This window comes from Pantoea sp. GCM10028869 (genome assembly GCF_042666835.1).
In the GTDB taxonomy this organism is placed as follows: domain Bacteria; phylum Pseudomonadota; class Gammaproteobacteria; order Enterobacterales; family Enterobacteriaceae; genus Pantoea; species Pantoea leporis.
Window position 1 is genome coordinate 252856 of record NZ_JBHTGO010000003.1, and the last position, 16904, is coordinate 269759.

The 16904-nt window shown below is 51.4% G+C and carries 15 protein-coding genes; 10 read left to right on the forward strand and 5 right to left on the reverse strand.

The genetic code is table 11. The features are described 5' to 3' along the window. Positions 1-2 precede the first annotated feature (2 nt). Positions 3-410 (reverse strand): histone-like nucleoid-structuring protein H-NS, encoded by a 408-nt coding sequence (gene hns / locus ACFQW4_RS09075; RefSeq protein ID WP_101764243.1) that lies wholly within the window; start codon positions 408-410, stop codon positions 3-5. A gap of 402 nt (positions 411-812) precedes the next feature. On the opposite strand from hns, the gene tdk reads away from it, so the two are divergent. Further along, complete coding sequence (gene tdk, locus ACFQW4_RS09080) at positions 813-1433, forward strand: thymidine kinase (RefSeq protein WP_101764244.1); 621 nt, start codon at positions 813-815, stop codon at positions 1431-1433. 55 nt (positions 1434-1488) lie between these two features. Here tdk and adhE read toward each other — a convergent pair whose 3' ends face one another. Then, positions 1489-4164: a bifunctional acetaldehyde-CoA/alcohol dehydrogenase gene (adhE, locus tag ACFQW4_RS09085; RefSeq protein ID WP_101764245.1), complete on the reverse strand. Its 2676-nt coding sequence runs from the start codon at positions 4162-4164 to the stop codon at positions 1489-1491. A 446-nt stretch (positions 4165-4610) separates the two neighbouring features. Here adhE and ACFQW4_RS09090 point away from each other — a divergent pair, with 446 nt between their 5' ends. The 7 genes from ACFQW4_RS09090 to oppF all read left to right on the forward strand — a co-directional run bounded on the left by ACFQW4_RS09090 (position 4611) and on the right by oppF (position 13223). After that, complete coding sequence (locus ACFQW4_RS09090; RefSeq protein WP_008106584.1) at positions 4611-5258, forward strand: YchE family NAAT transporter; 648 nt, start codon at positions 4611-4613, stop codon at positions 5256-5258. A gap of 573 nt (positions 5259-5831) precedes the next feature. Next, positions 5832-7466: an ABC transporter substrate-binding protein gene (locus ACFQW4_RS09095; RefSeq protein ID WP_377724936.1), complete on the forward strand. Its 1635-nt coding sequence runs from the start codon at positions 5832-5834 to the stop codon at positions 7464-7466. Between the two features lie 159 nt (positions 7467-7625). Next, on the forward strand, positions 7626-9266 hold the full coding sequence (gene oppA, locus ACFQW4_RS09100) for an oligopeptide ABC transporter substrate-binding protein OppA (RefSeq protein ID WP_110866261.1): 1641 nt from the start codon (positions 7626-7628) through the stop codon (positions 9264-9266). Positions 9267-9346: 80 nt separating this feature from the next. Beyond that, positions 9347-10267 (forward strand): oligopeptide ABC transporter permease OppB, encoded by a 921-nt coding sequence (oppB, locus tag ACFQW4_RS09105; protein WP_222233351.1) that lies wholly within the window; start codon positions 9347-9349, stop codon positions 10265-10267. Positions 10268-10282: 15 nt separating this feature from the next. Then, the gene (gene oppC / locus ACFQW4_RS09110) at positions 10283-11191 is read left to right on the forward strand and encodes an oligopeptide ABC transporter permease OppC (protein WP_008106577.1); all 909 of its coding nucleotides are present in this window, start codon (positions 10283-10285) and stop codon (positions 11189-11191) included. Positions 11192-11202: 11 nt separating this feature from the next. After that, positions 11203-12222, forward strand: coding sequence for an ABC transporter ATP-binding protein (locus ACFQW4_RS09115; protein ID WP_222182260.1), 1020 nt, complete (start codon positions 11203-11205; stop codon positions 12220-12222). After that, positions 12219-13223, forward strand: a complete 1005-nt coding sequence (oppF, locus tag ACFQW4_RS09120; protein WP_101764250.1) for a murein tripeptide/oligopeptide ABC transporter ATP binding protein OppF — start codon at positions 12219-12221, stop codon at positions 13221-13223. Before ACFQW4_RS09115 ends, oppF begins: the two co-directional genes overlap by 4 nt. A 43-nt stretch (positions 13224-13266) precedes the next feature. On the opposite strand, the gene ACFQW4_RS09125 is transcribed toward oppF, so the two are convergent. Both ACFQW4_RS09125 and cls read right to left on the reverse strand, forming a co-directional pair. Then, complete coding sequence (locus ACFQW4_RS09125; RefSeq protein WP_196761379.1) at positions 13267-13596, reverse strand: HI1450 family dsDNA-mimic protein; 330 nt, start codon at positions 13594-13596, stop codon at positions 13267-13269. Between the two features lie 37 nt (positions 13597-13633). Beyond that, entirely contained in the window at positions 13634-15094 is a 1461-nt protein-coding gene (gene cls / locus ACFQW4_RS09130) for a cardiolipin synthase (protein WP_101764252.1), read from the reverse strand. Positions 15095-15256: 162 nt separating this feature from the next. Between cls and ACFQW4_RS09135 the strand changes: the two genes are divergently transcribed. Continuing rightward, positions 15257-15430 carry a YciY family protein gene (locus ACFQW4_RS09135; RefSeq protein WP_137385893.1) on the forward strand — a complete coding sequence of 58 codons (174 nt, stop codon included), beginning with the start codon at positions 15257-15259 and terminating at the stop codon, positions 15428-15430. Positions 15431-15620: 190 nt separating this feature from the next. On the opposite strand, the gene ACFQW4_RS09140 is transcribed toward ACFQW4_RS09135, so the two are convergent. Then, positions 15621-15917, reverse strand: coding sequence for a YciI family protein (locus tag ACFQW4_RS09140; protein ID WP_101764253.1), 297 nt, complete (start codon positions 15915-15917; stop codon positions 15621-15623). A 205-nt stretch (positions 15918-16122) separates the two neighbouring features. On the opposite strand from ACFQW4_RS09140, the gene tonB reads away from it, so the two are divergent. Next, positions 16123-16851, forward strand: a complete 729-nt coding sequence (gene tonB, locus ACFQW4_RS09145) for a TonB system transport protein TonB (RefSeq protein WP_206098231.1) — start codon at positions 16123-16125, stop codon at positions 16849-16851. The last annotated feature ends 53 nt before the right edge of the window (positions 16852-16904 follow it).

Genomic DNA, 16904 nt, shown 5'->3' on the forward strand with positions numbered 1-16904 from the left:
GATTACAGTAGGAAATCGTCCAGTTGTTTACCTTGTTCTTCAATTGCTTTTTTAATCACAGCAGGAGTGCGGCCCTGGCCAGTCCAGGTACGGTTTTCACCGTTTTCATCAACGTAAGAATATTTAGCTGGACGCGCAGCGCGCTTAGCTTTGCCCGGAACTTTCGTTTCAGATAATGCCTGTAACAGATCATTTGGGTCAATACCATCGGCAATTAGCATCTCGCGGTATTGTTCGAGTTTGCGTGTGCGTTCTGCATTTTCCGCTTGTGCATGAGTATCATCTTCACGACGCTCATTGACCACAACTTCGAGTTTTTCAAGCATCTCTTCCAATGTTTCCAGAGAGCATTCCCGAGCTTGTGCGCGCAATGTACGGATATTATTAAGAATTTTAAGTGCTTCGCTCATTGTCCTAATCTCAAAATATAATAAATGGGAGTTGTTCTGCCGACTCATAATAATGGTGCAAAAAAATAACTGCAATAGCCAGATTTAAAAGCAAAACGTAAAAATAAAAAAGAAGGGCAGATTGATAACGCTCTTCAGAATATATTTACTTATTTGGTAATCTTTTCTAACTTGCTGACCAGACTGAACGCTGAACCTGACGCTTCGGCTTTAATTTAAATGAATAAAATATCGGCGTAATCGTTATTTTGTCAAAACGTGCTTTCTTTCAATAGTGACTGTGATATCCATCTTAATGGTGATGTTATTTTGAGCAGATGATAAAAATAATGCATCGCTACAGCTATACAGGTTTATGGTAAACTGCGCCGCAACAGATATAGGCTGCGATGAGATTTTCTAATGGCTCAACTTTATTTTTATTACTCTGCGATGAATGCGGGTAAATCAACGGCTTTGCTACAGTCTTCTTATAATTATCATGAACGTGGTATGCGATCGTTGGTTTATACCGCCGAGATCGACAACCGCTTTGGTGCAGGCAAAGTCAGTTCACGTATCGGGCTTTCGTCTCCTGCATTTTTATATAACGATGAGACAAAGCTCGATGAGGAAATAGCTGCAGAACATGCGAAGCAACCCGTGCATTGCGTGTTAGTCGATGAAAGCCAGTTCCTTACGCGCGAACAGGTCAAAGCATTATCTGATGTTGTCGACAATCTGGATATTCCGGTGCTTTGCTATGGCCTGCGCACCGATTTCCGTGGAGAGCTGTTTGTTGGCAGCCAATATTTACTGGCATGGGCGGATAAGCTGGTTGAGCTTAAAACCATCTGCCACTGTGGCAGAAAAGCCAGCATGGTGCTTCGTCTTGATGCTAAGGGTAAACCTTTCAGCGAAGGTGAGCAGGTGGTGATTGGTGGCAATGAGCGTTATATATCGGTCTGTCGTAAACACTATAAGCAGGCAATCGATGAGGGTTCACTTCAGGCGATATATGGCTCACAATCGCCGCAGGTTTAACTCATCAGCAAGCCATAAAAAAACCCGCCGTAGCGGGTTTTTTGTTTAAAGCGGTTTACGCTTTTTTGGTTTTCTTATCAATTTTCACTTCGGCTTTAACTTCTTGAGCATTCTCACTTAATGACTCAGAAAATTCACGGCCGTAGAAGGTATCCAGCATGATTTGTTTTAACTCAGCAATCAGCGGATAGCGTGGGTTCGCACCGGTACATTGGTCATCGAATGCATCCTCAGCCAGTTTGTCCACTTTCGCGAGGAAATCAGCTTCCTGCACGCCCGCTTCGCGGATTGAGGTTGGGATGCCCAACTGCGTTTTCATCTCTTCAAGCCAGGCGAGCAGTTTTTCAATTTTCTGCGCGGTGCGGTCGCCAGCGGCGGAGAGTCCCAGATGGTCAGCAATCTCAGCATAACGACGACGTGCTTGTGGGCGGTCGTACTGGCTGAAAGCCGTTTGCTTAGTCGGGTTGTCATTGGCGTTATAGCGAATGACGTTTGAAATCAGCAGGGCGTTTGCCAGACCGTGTGGAATGTGGAACTCCGAGCCCAGTTTATGCGCCATTGAGTGACACACACCCAGGAAGGCGTTTGCGAACGCAATCCCCGCGATAGTTGCCGCATTGTGAACGCGTTCACGTGCTACCGGATTTTTTGCGCCATCGCGATAACTGGCTGGCAGGTTCTCTTTCAGCAGTTTCAGTGCTTGCAAGGCCTGGCCATCAGAATACTCATTCGCTAATACGGAGACATAGGCTTCGAGTGAGTGCGTTACCGCATCGAGGCCACCGAAGGCGCAAAGTGAACGCGGCATATCCATCACCAGGTTGGCATCAACTATGGCCATATCTGGCGTCAGCGCATAATCCGCTAATGGATATTTCTGGCCGGTCGCATCGTCCGTCACCACGGCAAACGGCGTTACTTCAGAACCCGTACCGGAAGTGGTAGTGATGGCCACCATACGCGCTTTAACACCCATTTTCGGGAACTTATAGATGCGTTTACGGATGTCCATAAAGCGCAGTGCCAGCTCTTCGAAATGCGTCTCAGGATGTTCGTACATCACCCACATGATTTTTGCTGCATCCATCGGTGAACCACCGCCGAGTGCGATAATCACATCAGGTTTAAAGCTGTTCATCTGCTCTGCACCTTTACGGACGATGCTCAGCGTTGGGTCAGCTTCTACTTCGAAGAAGACTTCGGTTTCAATACCGTGAGATTTCAGTACGCGAGTCACCTGATCGGCATAGCCATTATTGAACAGGAAGCGGTCGGTAACGATAAAGGCGCGTTTGGCACCATCAGTTGCCACTTCTTCCAGAGCAATCGGCAGTGAGCCGCGACGGAAGTAAATAGACTTCGGAAGTTTATGCCACAACATATTCTCAGCTCGCTTGGCCACGGTTTTCTTGTTGATGAGATGTTTTGGTCCCACGTTCTCAGAAATGGAGTTACCGCCCCATGAACCACAGCCCAACGTCAGTGATGGAGCCAATTTGAAGTTGTACAGGTCACCGATACCACCTTGTGACGCCGGCGTGTTAATCAGAATACGCGCGGTCTTCATTTTGTCGCCGAAGTAATGCACACGCTCGATCTGATTATCCTGATCGGTATACAGACATGAGGTGTGGCCAATACCGCCCATGGTTACCAGTTTTTCAGCTTTATCGACCGCGTCGTGGTAATCCTTCGCCCGGTACATCGCTAAGGTTGGAGAGAGTTTTTCATGCGCGAAAGGCTCTGATTCATCAACCAGTTTCACTTCACCAATCAGAATCTTGGTGGTTGCCGGCACGCTAATTCCCGCCAATTCGGCAATCTTAGTCGCCGGCTGGCCGACAATCGCCGCATTCAGCGCGCCATTCTTCAGAATGATATCCTGAATCGCTTTCAGCTCTTTACCTTGCAACAGATAGCCGCCGTGGCTGGCAAAACGCTCACGTACCGCGTCATAGGCCGAATCAACCACAATTACGGATTGCTCAGACGCACAAATCACACCGTTATCGAAGGTCTTCGACATCAGGATGGATGCGACAGCGCGTTTGATATCCGCTGTTTCATCAATTACGACTGGCGTGTTACCGGCACCAACACCAATTGCGGGCTTACCGGAACTGTAAGCGGCTTTGACCATGCCCGGACCGCCGGTTGCAAGGATCAGGTTGATATCAGGGTGATGCATTAACTGATTAGAAAGTTCGACGGATGGGGTGTCGATCCAGCCGATGATATCTTTTGGCGCACCCGCCGCAATCGCTGCCTGCAGCACAATGTCAGCGGCTTTGTTAGTGGCATCTTTCGCACGTGGATGCGGAGAGAAGATAATGCCGTTACGGGTTTTCAGGCTGATCAGTGCTTTGAAAATCGCCGTAGAAGTTGGGTTGGTGGTAGGAACGATGCCACAGATCAGGCCAATCGGTTCAGCAATAGTAATCGTGCCGAAGGTGTCATCAGTGGCGAGAATACCGCAGGTTTTTTCATCTTTATAGGCGTTATAGATGTATTCAGAAGCAAAGTGGTTCTTGATGACTTTATCTTCAACAATACCCATACCTGATTCGGCAACGGCCAGCTTGGCCAGTGGAATTCGTGCGTCTGCAGCGGCGAGGGCGGCAGCGCGGAAGATTGCATCAACTTGTTCCTGACTAAAATTAGCGTACTCACGCTGTGCCTTTTTTACACGTTCAACCAGTGCATTAAGTTCGGCAACATTAGTAACGGCCATAGTGCTCTCCTGAAGGAAGTTAAACTCTTTTAGTAAACAAGCCTGAATCCAGAAGTATAGTCACGCTATGCTTATATATTGGGCAGGTAGGCGTCTGTTTTGCCGTTGCTTACTAAAAGGGTTTCCTGGTCAAGATACTTAAGCGTCAGGAAGTTGTTTCGACGGGGTAAGATTACCCCTGATGAGGTAGGTAAATTTTGATGCAGATCAATCCGGATCTAAGCTGACACCTTTCAGCACTAACTTTCGCAAGTAAAGTTAGCGCGATGTGCCACATATTCTGCACGCATCGGCTGCATCGCAATAACCAACGGTTAACAGCAGTTGAAAAAACTGGCTCAAAGCCAGACGTATAGCATAAATTTCTGCCGTCAACTCTGGTTTTTCGCCCGGCTTATGCACTACATTAAGCGCGCTTTTCTACTCAGACTTTACCGGAGCCTACTTTGAATCCCGTGCTACTCGATCTTTCCGGCTACATTAAGTTTTTTGTCGGTTTGTTTGCCCTGGTAAATCCGGTAGGTATCATCCCGGTCTTTATCAGCATGACCAGCTATCAGGCGGTGGTTGAACGTAATAAAACTAATCTTACCGCCAACCTGGCCGTGGCCATCATCCTCTGGACGTCACTGTTTCTTGGCGATGGCATCCTGCATCTGTTTGGCATTTCGATAGATTCATTCCGTATTGCTGGCGGTATTCTGGTGGTCACTATCGCGATGTCGATGATCAGCGGAAAACTGGGTGAGGATAAGCAGAACAAGCAGGAGAAGTCAGAGAGCGCTATTCGCGAAAGCATTGGCGTGGTACCGCTAGCGTTACCGTTAATGGCTGGTCCCGGTGCAATTAGTTCAACCATTGTCTGGAGTACGCGTTATCACAGCTGGCAGAACTTAATTGGTTTTAGTATCGCGATTGCCATTTTCGCCTTTTGCTGTTGGCTGCTGTTCCGCGCAGCACCGCTGATGGTGCGGGTGCTTGGACAAACCGGGATTAACGTGATTACCCGTATTATGGGCTTGTTGTTAATGGCGTTGGGCATCGAGTTTATTGTTACAGGTATGAAATCTATTTTTCCTGGTTTGCTGAATTAAACGAAGTTATTTTTTTCTTTTAAGAGATTTCACGATCCAAAATGGTGCATATCTTCATTTTATTGCACCATTTTGGTTAATTTATTCATTAACCTTAACTGCAAACGTCCAGCATCACTTTTACTACTATCCTCATCCCATCCGAGTAAAACCTCACACTAAACTGTGATAATTGTCACAGATAATTGTTCTGCATATAACTTTGAAATTAGCATTTGAGAAAAGTTGATAAGTTAATCGATGACTCTTTATGCGGATAATGGCTATTTTTATAGTCGAATTCGTAAAAATCATATTGAAAGAACAATAACGAGTAAAATACATGCAGTTATCCTACAAATAACTTTAAAATCATTTGGTTAATCGATAATTCAATAAAAGAATTAACACTTCTCCTACTCTCGCGAACGTGATAAAAGAGAATCTGCTAACATTTTTGCAGTTTAGCTTTGGCGTGCGGGCATCGGTTCTGATAATTTTCGGCACATCACAAATTTTTTATCTGATAGTGACAAATGTGTACGCTTCTTGCTTACAGGCTATCAGGCTTATGATTAAGGTTGATATTTGTTGATGAAATGCATGGTAGCGAAAACGGCCGTACTTTCAGTGCTTGCCTTCTGCCTTACAGACGCACTGGCAGCAAGCCAGGCAGCCCAAATTCCCGCGGGCACGCAATTATCAGAATTACAGCGTATCGTGATTAATAATGGCGGTGAGGTGGCAACGCTTGATCCGCAGAAAGCAGAAGGCGTGCCGGAATCCAATGTCATGCGTAATTTACTGGAAGGCTTGGTTGAAACCGATAATAACGGTCAACTGGTCCCCGGCGTGGCTAAGCAATGGCAAAGCGAAGAAGGGCGCATCTGGATTTTCACGCTGCGTGACGATGCGCGCTGGAGTAACGGCCAGCCTGTTACTGCTCAGGATTTCGTCTACAGCTGGCAGCGCCTGGCCGATCCTAAAACAGCTTCGCCTTACGCCAGCTACTTACAGGCTGCGCATGTGGCGAACGTTGACGCCATTCTGTCTGGCAAAGCCGCACCCTCTGAACTCGGCGTTAAAGCCCTCGATAATCGTCATCTGCAAGTCACCCTTTCTGAACCCGTTCCCTACTTTGTTGCCATGCTGGCTCACAGCGCGATGCAACCGGTCTACCGTCCGGCGATAGAACAATGGGGCGAGCAGTGGACGCAGCCGCAACATTATGTTGGCAACGGCGCTTTTACGCTGGCGGAGTGGGTGGTAAATGAAAAAATCGTGGTGAAACGCAATCCACAGTATTGGGATAATGCCCACACGGTGATGGAAGAGGGCGTATTTTTACCGCTCTCCTCAGAGAACAGCGATATCAACCGCTATCGCAGCGGTGGCACTGATATGACCAACAGCGTTGTGCCGCCGGAAATGTTCAAAAAGTTACAGCAGGATCTCGGCGATGAGGTCAAAATCAGTCCGCTGCTGTGCACCTTCTATTACGAAATCAATAACAAAAAAGCGCCATTCGATGACGCGCGCGTACGCGCCGCGCTAAAGTTAACCCTCGATCGCGACATCATTGCGCAGAAGATCATGGGCCAGGGCCAGATTCCTGCCTACGGATTGACGCCGCCGTTTACCCACGGTATCACGCTTTCCCCACCGGCCTGGGCGCAACAAACGCAGTCCGAGCGTAATGCCAGCGCCAAACAGTTATTAGCCGATGCCGGCTTTAATCAGCAAAACCCGCTGCGTTTTACGCTGCTGTACAACACCTCCGAACAAAACAAGCGACAGGCGATTGCTGCGGCCTCGATGTGGCAAAAAAATTTGGGGGCGGTGGTTACATTGCAGAACCAGGAGTGGAAAACGCTGCTGGAGACGCGCCATCAGGCGCAGTATGACGTGGTGCGCGCCACATGGTGCGCGGATTACAATGAACCTTCTACCTTCCTGAATATGCTGTTGAGCGGTTCGTCCAATAACACCGCGTTTTACCACAGCCCGGCGTTTGACCAGTTGATGAAGCAAACATTAACCAGCGCAGACGAAGCAAAGCGCGCCTCGCTTTATCAGCAGGCGGAAGCGCAACTCGATAAAGACTCGCCAATCGTACCGGTCTATTACCGCGTTAGCGTGCGGTTGGTAAAACCCTGGGTGGGTGGTTTTACCGGCAAGGATCCGCAGGACATGCTGGCGTTGAAATACTATTACATAAAGAAACATTGAGTAATGGGCCGATCCGGCGCTACAGTCGGGCGGCACTTTACCGTGGTAAACCCTGAAGGGTGATTAGGGTCTTCGTTCAGACACGCGAAGATCACCTGGAAACGGGGTACGCCGGGCGTTAAATCGACCCGGTAAAGATAATAAAACTGGAGCGTAATAATGAACAACATCACAAAAAAAAGCCTGATTGCCGCGGGCGTATTAGCCGCAATCGGCGCGCTGGCAGGGAATGCCGCGCTGGCAGCAACAGTGCCAGCAGGCGTTGAATTGGCAGCAAAACAGGAACTGGTTCGCGGTAACGGCGATGAAGTACAGTCGCTGGATCCCCACAAGATTGAAGGTGTACCCGAAGACAACATCGCGCGTGACCTGTATGAAGGTTTAATCACCAGCGACAGCGATGGCAAACCGGTACCGGGCGTGGCAGAAAGCTGGGAAAACAAAGATTTCAAAGTCTGGACTTTCCACCTGCGCAAGAACGCTAAATGGTCCAACGGTGAGCCGGTCACTGCACAAGATTTCGTATATAGCTGGCAGCGCCTGGTCGATCCGAAAACCGCATCGCCTTACGCCAGCTATCCGCAATACGGCCACATCGTCAATGTTGACGACATCATCGCCGGTAAAAAGCCAACTTCCGAGCTGGGCGTAAAAGCCATCGACGATCACACGCTGGAAGTGACGCTGAGCGAGCCCGTACCCTACTTCTATAAGCTGCTGATCAACTCCGTGATGTCTCCGGTGTATAAGCCGGCGATCGACAAATTTGGCGATCAGTGGACTCAACCGCAAAACTGGGTCGGTAACGGCGCCTTTAAACTTGAATCGCACGTGATCAACGAACGCGTAACGCTGGTGCGTAACCCGCAGTATTGGGATAACGAGCACACCGTGCTGAACAAAGTCACCTTCCTGCCAATTAACTCCGAAGTCAGCGACGTTAACCGTTACTTCTCTGAGAACGGCAGCGATATCACTTACAACAACATGCCTATCGAGCTGTTCAAAAAACTGCAGCGGGACAACGGCAAAGAGTTGATGGTCAAGCCATACCTGTGCACCTATTACTACGAAATCAATAACCAGAAAGCGCCATTCACCGATCCACGCGTGCGTACCGCGCTGAAACTCGGTCTGGATCGCGACATCATGGTGAACAAGGTTCTGGCACAAGGTCAGCAACCGGCTTACAGCTTCACCCCGCCAGCCACCGATGGCATGGAACTGCTGCCGCCGGATTGGTTCAAGTGGGATCAGAACAAGCGTAACGAAGAAGCGAAAAAGCTGCTGGCTGAAGCGGGTTACACCGCGGATAAACCGCTGACCTTCAACCTGCTGTACAACACCTCCGATCTGCACAAAAAACTGGCGATCGCCGCCTCTTCTATCTGGAAGAAAAACATCGGCGTGAACATTAAGCTGGAAAACCAGGAGTGGAAAACCTTCCTCGACACGCGTCATCAGGGCAACTTTGATGTCTCTCGTGCGGCATGGTGTGCGGATTACAACGAACCGACTTCATTCCTGAACATCATGCTGTCTGACAGCAGCAGTAACACCTCGCATTACAAAAGCGCTGACTTCGATAAAGTTATTCACGATGCGGTTAAAGCCACAGACGATAAAGCGCGCGTAGCGGATTATCAGAAAGCTGAGCAGATTCTGGATAAAGACAGCACCATTGTACCGGTTTACTACTACGTCAATGCGCGTTTGGTGAAACCTTACGTGGGCGGTTACACCGGCAACGATCCGCTGGATAAAACCGTCGATAAAAACCTGTATATCATTAAACATTAATAGCACTCAGGCTATCGACAGTGGCGGTGCTGCGGCACCGCCTTTTTACTTTGTGAAGCAACAGCCTGGTAGGTACGGCAATGTTAAAATTCATCCTGCGTCGGCTCCTTGAAGCCATCCCGACGCTGTTTATCCTCATCACCATCTCTTTCTTTATGATGCGACTGGCACCCGGCAGTCCATTTTCCGGCGAACGTGTCCTCTCGCCGGAAGTTATGGCGAATATCGAAGCGAAGTACCATCTCAACGATCCAATTGGCAAGCAGTACCTGAGCTACCTGGTGCAGTTGGCACATGGCGACTTTGGCCCTTCGTTTAAATACAAAGATTACTCGGTCAATTATCTGGTCGGCCACGCCTTCCCGGTGTCAGCCAAACTTGGTCTGGCTGCCTTCTTCCTCGCCGTGGTGCTGGGCGTAACGGCTGGCGTGATCGCCGCCCTGAAGCAAAACAGTTTGTGGGATTATGCCGTGATGGGGGTCGCGATGACCGGCGTGGTGATCCCCAGCTTTGTCGTGGCACCGTTACTGGTGCTGGTGTTTGCGATTACCTTACGCTGGCTACCAGGCGGCGGCTGGAACGGCGGCCAATGGAATTACATGTTGCTGCCGATGGTGGCGCTGTCGCTGGCCTACATCGCCAGCATCGCGCGTATTACCCGTGGTTCGATGATTGAAGTGATGCATTCAAACTTCATCCGTACCGCGCGCGCTAAAGGACTGCCATTGCGTCGTATCGTGCTGCGTCACGCGCTTAAGCCTGCCATGTTGCCGGTGCTTTCCTATATGGGACCGGCGTTTGTCGGCATCATCACCGGTTCCATGGTGATTGAATCCATCTATGGTTTGCCGGGCATCGGCCAGCTGTTCGTTAACGGGGCATTGAACCGTGACTACTCGCTGGTGATGAGTCTGACCATTCTGGTTGGCGTGCTGACCATTCTGTTTAACGCGATCGTTGATGTGCTGTACGCCGTGATCGATCCGAAAATCCGTTACTGATTGTGGAGCTCGCCCATGATGTTAAGTAAGAAAAACAGCGAAGCTCTGGATGCCTTCAGTGAAAAACTGGAAGTCGAAGGGCGCAGCCTCTGGCAGGATGCGCGTCGCCGCTTTATTCACAACCGCGCAGCCTTCATCAGCCTGCTGGTGCTGCTGGTGATCACTTTGTTCGTGGTGTTCGCCCCGATGTTGTCGCAGTTCAAATATGACGACACCGACTGGGCGATGATGTCTGCCGCGCCGGATACCGTCTCCGGCCACTGGTTTGGCACCGATTCATCGGGTCGCGACCTGCTGGTGCGTGTTGCGATTGGTGGCCGTATCTCGCTGATGGTGGGCATTGCCTCCGCGCTGATCGCGGTGCTGGTGGGCACGCTGTATGGCTCACTGGCGGGTTATCTGGGCGGTAAAATCGACTCGGTGATGATGCGTATTCTGGAGATCCTCAACTCCTTCCCGTTCATGTTCTTCGTTATCCTGCTGGTAACCTTCTTTGGTCGCAACATTCTGCTGATCTTTGTGGCGATCGGCATGGTGTCGTGGCTGGATATGGCGCGTATCGTACGTGGGCAGACGCTGGGCCTGAAGCGCAAAGAGTTCATCGAAGCGGCGCAGGTCGGCGGTGTGAGCACCTTCAAAATCGTGCTGCGTCACATTGTGCCAAACGTATTAGGCGTGGTGGTGGTGTATGCCTCGCTGCTGGTGCCGAGCATGATCCTGTTCGAATCTTTCCTCAGCTTCCTTGGCCTCGGCACTCAGGAACCGCTGAGCAGTTGGGGCGCATTGCTAAGCGATGGCGCCAACTCGATGGAAGTGTCGCCGTGGTTACTGATGTTCCCGGCAGGTTTCCTCGTGGTCACGCTGTTCTGTTTTAACTTTATCGGCGATGGCTTGCGTGATGCCCTCGACCCGAAAGATCGTTAAGGAGTTTCCCGATGACCATTCATGAATTTCAGCCAGCCCTGGCTGCACGTGCGGGAAACAATAACCTGCTGCTTGATGTAAAAGACCTGCGCGTCACCTTCAGCACCCACGATGGCGATGTCACCGCTGTGAACGACCTCAACTTTTCACTGCATGCGGGTGAAACGCTGGGCATTGTTGGCGAATCCGGCTCGGGGAAATCGCAAACCGCGTTTGCCTTAATGGGCCTGCTGGCAAAAAATGGGCGCATTGGCGGTTCAGCGAAATTTAACGGCGCAGAGATCCTCAATCTGCCGGAAAACAAGCTCAACAAACTTCGCGCAGAGCAGATTGCGATGATCTTCCAGGATCCAATGACGTCGCTTAACCCTTACATGCGCGTCGGCGAGCAGTTAATGGAAGTGCTGAAGCTGCATAAAGGCATGAACAGCGCGCAGGCGTTCGAAGAGTCGGTGCGCATGCTGGATGCGGTGAAAATGCCGGAAGCGCGTAAGCGTATGAAGATGTTTCCGCATGAGTTCTCAGGCGGTATGCGTCAGCGTGTGATGATTGCGATGGCGCTGCTGTGTCGGCCGAAGCTGCTGATTGCCGATGAGCCGACTACGGCGCTCGACGTGACCGTACAGGCGCAGATCATGACGCTGCTGAATGAGCTGAAGCGCGAATTCAATACCGCGATTGTGATGATTACCCACGATCTCGGCGTGGTAGCGGGTATCTGTGACAAAGTGCTGGTGATGTACGCCGGTCGTACCATGGAATATGGACGCGCACGCGATGTGTTCTATCATCCTGCCCATCCATACTCGATTGGCTTGCTGAGTGCGGTGCCGCGTCTGGATGCTGAGGAGGGCGAGTCGCTGACCACCATTCCAGGCAACCCGCCAAATTTGCTGCGCCTGCCGCAAGGCTGTCCGTTCCAGCCTCGCTGCGCCTACGCCATGGACATTTGTGCCAAGGCACCGCCGCTGGAGCCTTTCGCTGAAGGGCGCTTACGTGCCTGCTTCAAGCCGGTGGAGGAGTTAGTATGAGCACCGTAGTCGAAGAGAAAAAAGTCCTGCTGGAGATCGCCGACCTTAAGGTGCACTTCGAGATTAAGGATGGCAAACAGTGGTTCTGGCAGCCACCGCATACCCTGAAAGCGGTCGACGGCGTCAGTCTGCGTTTGTACGAAGGTGAAACATTGGGCGTGGTAGGCGAGTCAGGCTGCGGTAAATCAACGCTGGCCCGTGCCATCATTGGCCTGGTAAAAGCCACAGAAGGGCGCGTCGCCTGGTTAGGACGCGATCTGCTCGGGCAAAGCCAGGAGCAATGGCGTCAGGCGCGCAGCGATATCCAGATGATCTTCCAGGATCCGCTGGCATCGCTCAATCCGCGTATGACCATTGGCGATATCATTGCGGAACCGCTGCGCACCTATTACCCAAAGATGCCGGGCCAGCAAGTGAAGGATAAGGTGAAAACCATGATGATGAAGGTCGGGTTGTTACCTAACCTCATCAACCGCTATCCGCACGAGTTCTCGGGCGGCCAGTGTCAGCGTATTGGCATTGCGCGTGCGCTGATTCTCGAGCCGAAGCTGATCATCTGCGATGAGCCTGTATCGGCGCTGGACGTGTCGATTCAGGCGCAGGTCGTTAACCTGTTGCAGCAATTGCAGCGAGAAATGGGGCTGTCACTGATCTTTATCGCGCACGATTTGGCGGTGGTAAAACACATCTCCGATCGCGTGCTGGTGATGTATCTCGGGCATGCGGTTGAGCTGGGTACTTACGATGCGGTGTATAACAATCCGCAGCATCCGTACACCCGCGCGCTGATGTCAGCGGTGCCAATTCCCGATCCGGACCTGGAGAAGAACAAGCAAATCCAGCTGTTGGAAGGAGAGCTGCCATCGCCGATCAATCCGCCATCGGGATGCGTGTTCCGCACCCGTTGCCCGATTGCCGGACCAGAGTGCGCGAAAACCCGGCCGCTGCTGGAAGGCAGCTTCCGTCATGCGGTCTCTTGTTTAAAAGTCGATCCGCTGTAAATGAAAACGCCGGGCGATTGCCCGGCGTTTTTTTGTCTGTCGCTTACTCGCGCCACAGGATGTGGCAGAGTTTGTGATCTTTCTCGCGGCAAAGCAGGACGCGTGCGAACACATCAGTGATCGGCTCGCCGTCGGCTTCACCTAAGCCAATCACCACTTCTGCGAAGAAGTCTGGGTTGAGATCGAAATCAACATGTTCCTGCCAGTCTTCTGCAGGATCGAACAGTTCTGCGCCACCGCGCTCTTCAAACTGCAGATTGAACAGAATTATGTCAGCGGGATCGAGATTGTCGCCAGCCAGCTCAAGAAAAATATCGTAAGCCTGCTCCAGCGTTTCATCTTCAGTAAGGCGATTATTTAAATCCATGGTCATTCCTGCTTGCCTTGAGGCGGTAATATTTTCGCTCGTTTTACAGTAAAGGACTAAAGAAGTAAAACAGTCGTTCAACGATGCGTTGCCACCAGGCACGTTTAGCCCAGCGAGCACCATCCAGTAAGCGTGAGCGGGCGATGTAATCATCCTGCACGGTAGCGAGATCGCTGCCAAAGCCGTCATCATCAACCACCAGAGTGATCTCAAAGTTGAGCCACAGGCTGCGCATATCCAGATTTACCGTGCCGACCAAACTCAGCTGCCCGTCAACCAGCACACTTTTGGTATGCAACAGGCCATCTTCAAACTGGTAAATCTTCACGCCGGCTTCCAGCAGTTCGGTGAAGAAGGCACGACTCGCCCAGCCTACCAGCAGCGAATCATTATGGCGCGGCACAATGATGCTCACTTCCACCCCGCGTAACGCTGCGGTACAGATGGCGTGCAGCAGGTCATCGCTCGGCACAAAGTAGGGCGTGGTCATAATCAGCTGCTGACGCGCGGAGTAGACCGCTGTGAGTAACGCCTGGTGGATCATATCTTCCGGGAAGCCGGGACCAGAAGCGATCACCTGAATGGTATGCCCGCTCTCCTGTTCGAAGGGCATCACGTTGCCATCCGGCGCGGGCGGCAGAATGCGTTTACCGGTTTCAATCTCCCAGTCGCAGGCATACACAATGCCCATGGTGGTGGCCACCGGGCCTTCCATGCGCGCCATCAGGTCAATCCATTGGCCCACGCCGGCTTCCTGCTTAAAGAAGCGTGGATCGACCAGATTCATGCTGCCGGTATAAGCGATGTAGTTATCGATCAGCACCACTTTGCGATGCTGACGTAGGTCCATGCGGCGCAGGAACACGCGCAGCAGGCTTACCTGCAATGCTTCAACCACGTCGATGCCGGCATTGCGCATCATATTGACCCACGGACTGCGGAAGAAGGTGACGCTGCCCGCTGAATCCAGCATCAAACGGCAATGTACACCGCGACGCGATGCAGCCATCAGCGATTCCGCCACTTCATCGGCCAGCCCGCCGGGATGCCAGATATAGAACACCATCTCGATATTATGCCGTGCCAGCTGGATATCACGGATCAGTGCGTGCATCACGTCATCGGAGTTGGTCAGCAACTGCAGCTGATTACCTTTCACGCCGGCGATGCCCTGACGATGGCGGCACAAATCAAACAGGGACCGCGCCACGTCGCTGTGTTCAGTGGCGAAGATATGCCGGCACTGTTTGAGATCGTTGAGCCATTTGGCGGTGGAGGGCCACATGGTGCGCGCTCGTTCAGCACGCCTTTTACCTAAATGCAGCTCACCAAAAGAGAGATAAGCGATTATACCCACCAGCGGTAGAATGTAGATGATCAGCAGCCAGGCCATTGCTGAGGTGACTGCGCGGCGTTTCATCAGAATACGTAGCGTGACACCCGCAATCAGCAGCCAGTAACCAAACAGCAGCAACCAACTGATTAGGGTATAAAATGTGGTCATTAAGTGGACGTCCTGTTCGCGCTTTGTTGTGCAAAGTTTACGTGCTGATCACAGGGAGTGAAACCTTTAATCGTGAATGACGTTTCGATGAAGCTTTCGATTTGGCATTTACTGGCAGATCTTTATAATGCCTGCCGAGTTTAGCCTGTCTGAGAGGATGTGATGAGACGCAGCAAAAATGAAGTGGCGCGCTGGAGAATGTTACGTCAGGTACACCGTCGTCGTTCTCGCTGGCTGGAAGGGCAGTCGCGTCGTTATAAGCGCATCCATACCATTCGTCATCAGGTGGCGCAGCAACATCGCCGCTCCATCCTGTTTATCTCGCAAATGGACTGATGGGTTTACGCGGCCATCATGCGCCGCGTAGCACCCGGATGACATTGACCATCTCTACTGCCGCTGCCAGCACAATCAACATCACAATGTGCTGACGAGCGTTGCGCCAGCCTTACTGACGCCATAGCCAAAGTGCTCTGCCGATGAGAGCGAATGCTATCACCAGCAGTAAAACTGACAGCCACATAGATTAGAAAACGCGTTTGAACGGTTTGACCGCGACTTTCTCATACACGCCTGCGGCAATGTAGGGATCATCCTTGGCCCATGATTCCGCGACTTCCAGTGAAGAGAATTCGGCGATGATCACGGAACCGCTGAAACCGGCCGGGCCTGGATCGTTGCTGTCAACTGCTGGCAGCGGACCCGCAGCAATCAGTCGACCTTCATCTTGCAACAGCTTCAAACGAGCAAGATGCGCGGGACGTACCGAGTTGCGTTTTTCCAGTGAATCAGCGGTATCTTCCGCATAAATGACGTAAAGCACGATGGGATACTCCCGTTAGACTTGCCGAAATTGCGTGACACGTTAAGTGATCGTTGATCAGAGTGCAAACGAAAGATAAATACGCTGTCATTCAGCGCAATCAGGGTTAAAAAAGACCTTTCTGCGGGGCGCTTGCACATCGCTTATTGAAACTGATTGCTATTTGCATTTAAAATCTGCGCTTCACTCAATGAACATGAATGATATGACCACGTTGACTACGCCTTTACCTTCACGTACCCCCATTGCTGTAATTTTATCCGTGGTACTTCACGGTTCGTTGATCGCTGGCATTCTCTATGCATCGTTTCATCAGGTGATTGAAGTTCCAAAAGCGTCCCAGCCTATCAGCGTTTCGCTGGTGGCTCCGGAAGTGCAACCCGAACCTGCGCCTGCCCAGGTCACGCCGCCGCCACCTGAACCTGAGCCGGAGCCTGAAGTGGCGCCAGAGCCGCCGAAGGTTGAGCCGGTACCGATTCCTAAACCGGAGCCTAAGCCGAAGCCAAAACCTAAACCGAAGCCAAAGGTTGAAAAGAAGGTTGAGCCGAAACCGCGTCAGCAAGTGAAGCCGCAGGAAAATCCGTTTAAGCAGGAAGCGCCAACCACGCAGACGCGTCCAACAACCGCGCCGAAAGCCAATCCGACCGCAACGCCGAGCATTTCAGATGGTCCGAAAGCGATGAGCGTCAGCAAGCCTGCCTATCCGGCACGTGCGTTCGCGCTGCGTGTTGAGGGACGTGTGCGGGTGCAGTTTGACGTTGATAGCGACGGTCGTGTGGATAACGTCCAGATTTTGTCGGCAGAACCGCGCAACATGTTCGAGCGCGAAGTGAAGCAGGCGATGAAGAAGTGGCGTTATCAGCCAGGTCGTCCGGGCAAGAATCTCACCATGAACATCGTATTCCGCATAAATGGTGGCGCCAATATCGAATAAGCACTCGTGGCTGAGAGGCAATAAGAAAGCGGTCAGATGACCGCTTTTTTAAT

Excerpts from the sequence above, each read along its gene's own strand:
- hns (WP_101764243.1), bottom strand. The coding sequence starts at position 410 with ATGAGCGAAGCACTTAAAATTCTTAATAATATCCGTACATTGCGCGCA.
- tdk (WP_101764244.1), top strand. The coding sequence starts at position 813 with ATGGCTCAACTTTATTTTTATTACTCTGCGATGAATGCGGGTAAATCA.
- adhE (WP_101764245.1), bottom strand. The coding sequence starts at position 4,164 with ATGGCCGTTACTAATGTTGCCGAACTTAATGCACTGGTTGAACGTGTA.
- ACFQW4_RS09095 (WP_377724936.1), top strand. The coding sequence starts at position 5,832 with ATGAAATGCATGGTAGCGAAAACGGCCGTACTTTCAGTGCTTGCCTTC.
- oppA (WP_110866261.1), top strand. The coding sequence starts at position 7,626 with ATGAACAACATCACAAAAAAAAGCCTGATTGCCGCGGGCGTATTAGCC.
- oppB (WP_222233351.1), top strand. The coding sequence starts at position 9,347 with ATGTTAAAATTCATCCTGCGTCGGCTCCTTGAAGCCATCCCGACGCTG.
- oppC (WP_008106577.1), top strand. The coding sequence starts at position 10,283 with ATGATGTTAAGTAAGAAAAACAGCGAAGCTCTGGATGCCTTCAGTGAA.
- ACFQW4_RS09115 (WP_222182260.1), top strand. The coding sequence starts at position 11,203 with ATGACCATTCATGAATTTCAGCCAGCCCTGGCTGCACGTGCGGGAAAC.
- oppF (WP_101764250.1), top strand. The coding sequence starts at position 12,219 with ATGAGCACCGTAGTCGAAGAGAAAAAAGTCCTGCTGGAGATCGCCGAC.
- ACFQW4_RS09125 (WP_196761379.1), bottom strand. The coding sequence starts at position 13,596 with ATGACCATGGATTTAAATAATCGCCTTACTGAAGATGAAACGCTGGAG.
- cls (WP_101764252.1), bottom strand. The coding sequence starts at position 15,094 with ATGACCACATTTTATACCCTAATCAGTTGGTTGCTGCTGTTTGGTTAC.
- ACFQW4_RS09135 (WP_137385893.1), top strand. The coding sequence starts at position 15,257 with ATGAGACGCAGCAAAAATGAAGTGGCGCGCTGGAGAATGTTACGTCAG.
- tonB (WP_206098231.1), top strand. The coding sequence starts at position 16,123 with ATGACCACGTTGACTACGCCTTTACCTTCACGTACCCCCATTGCTGTA.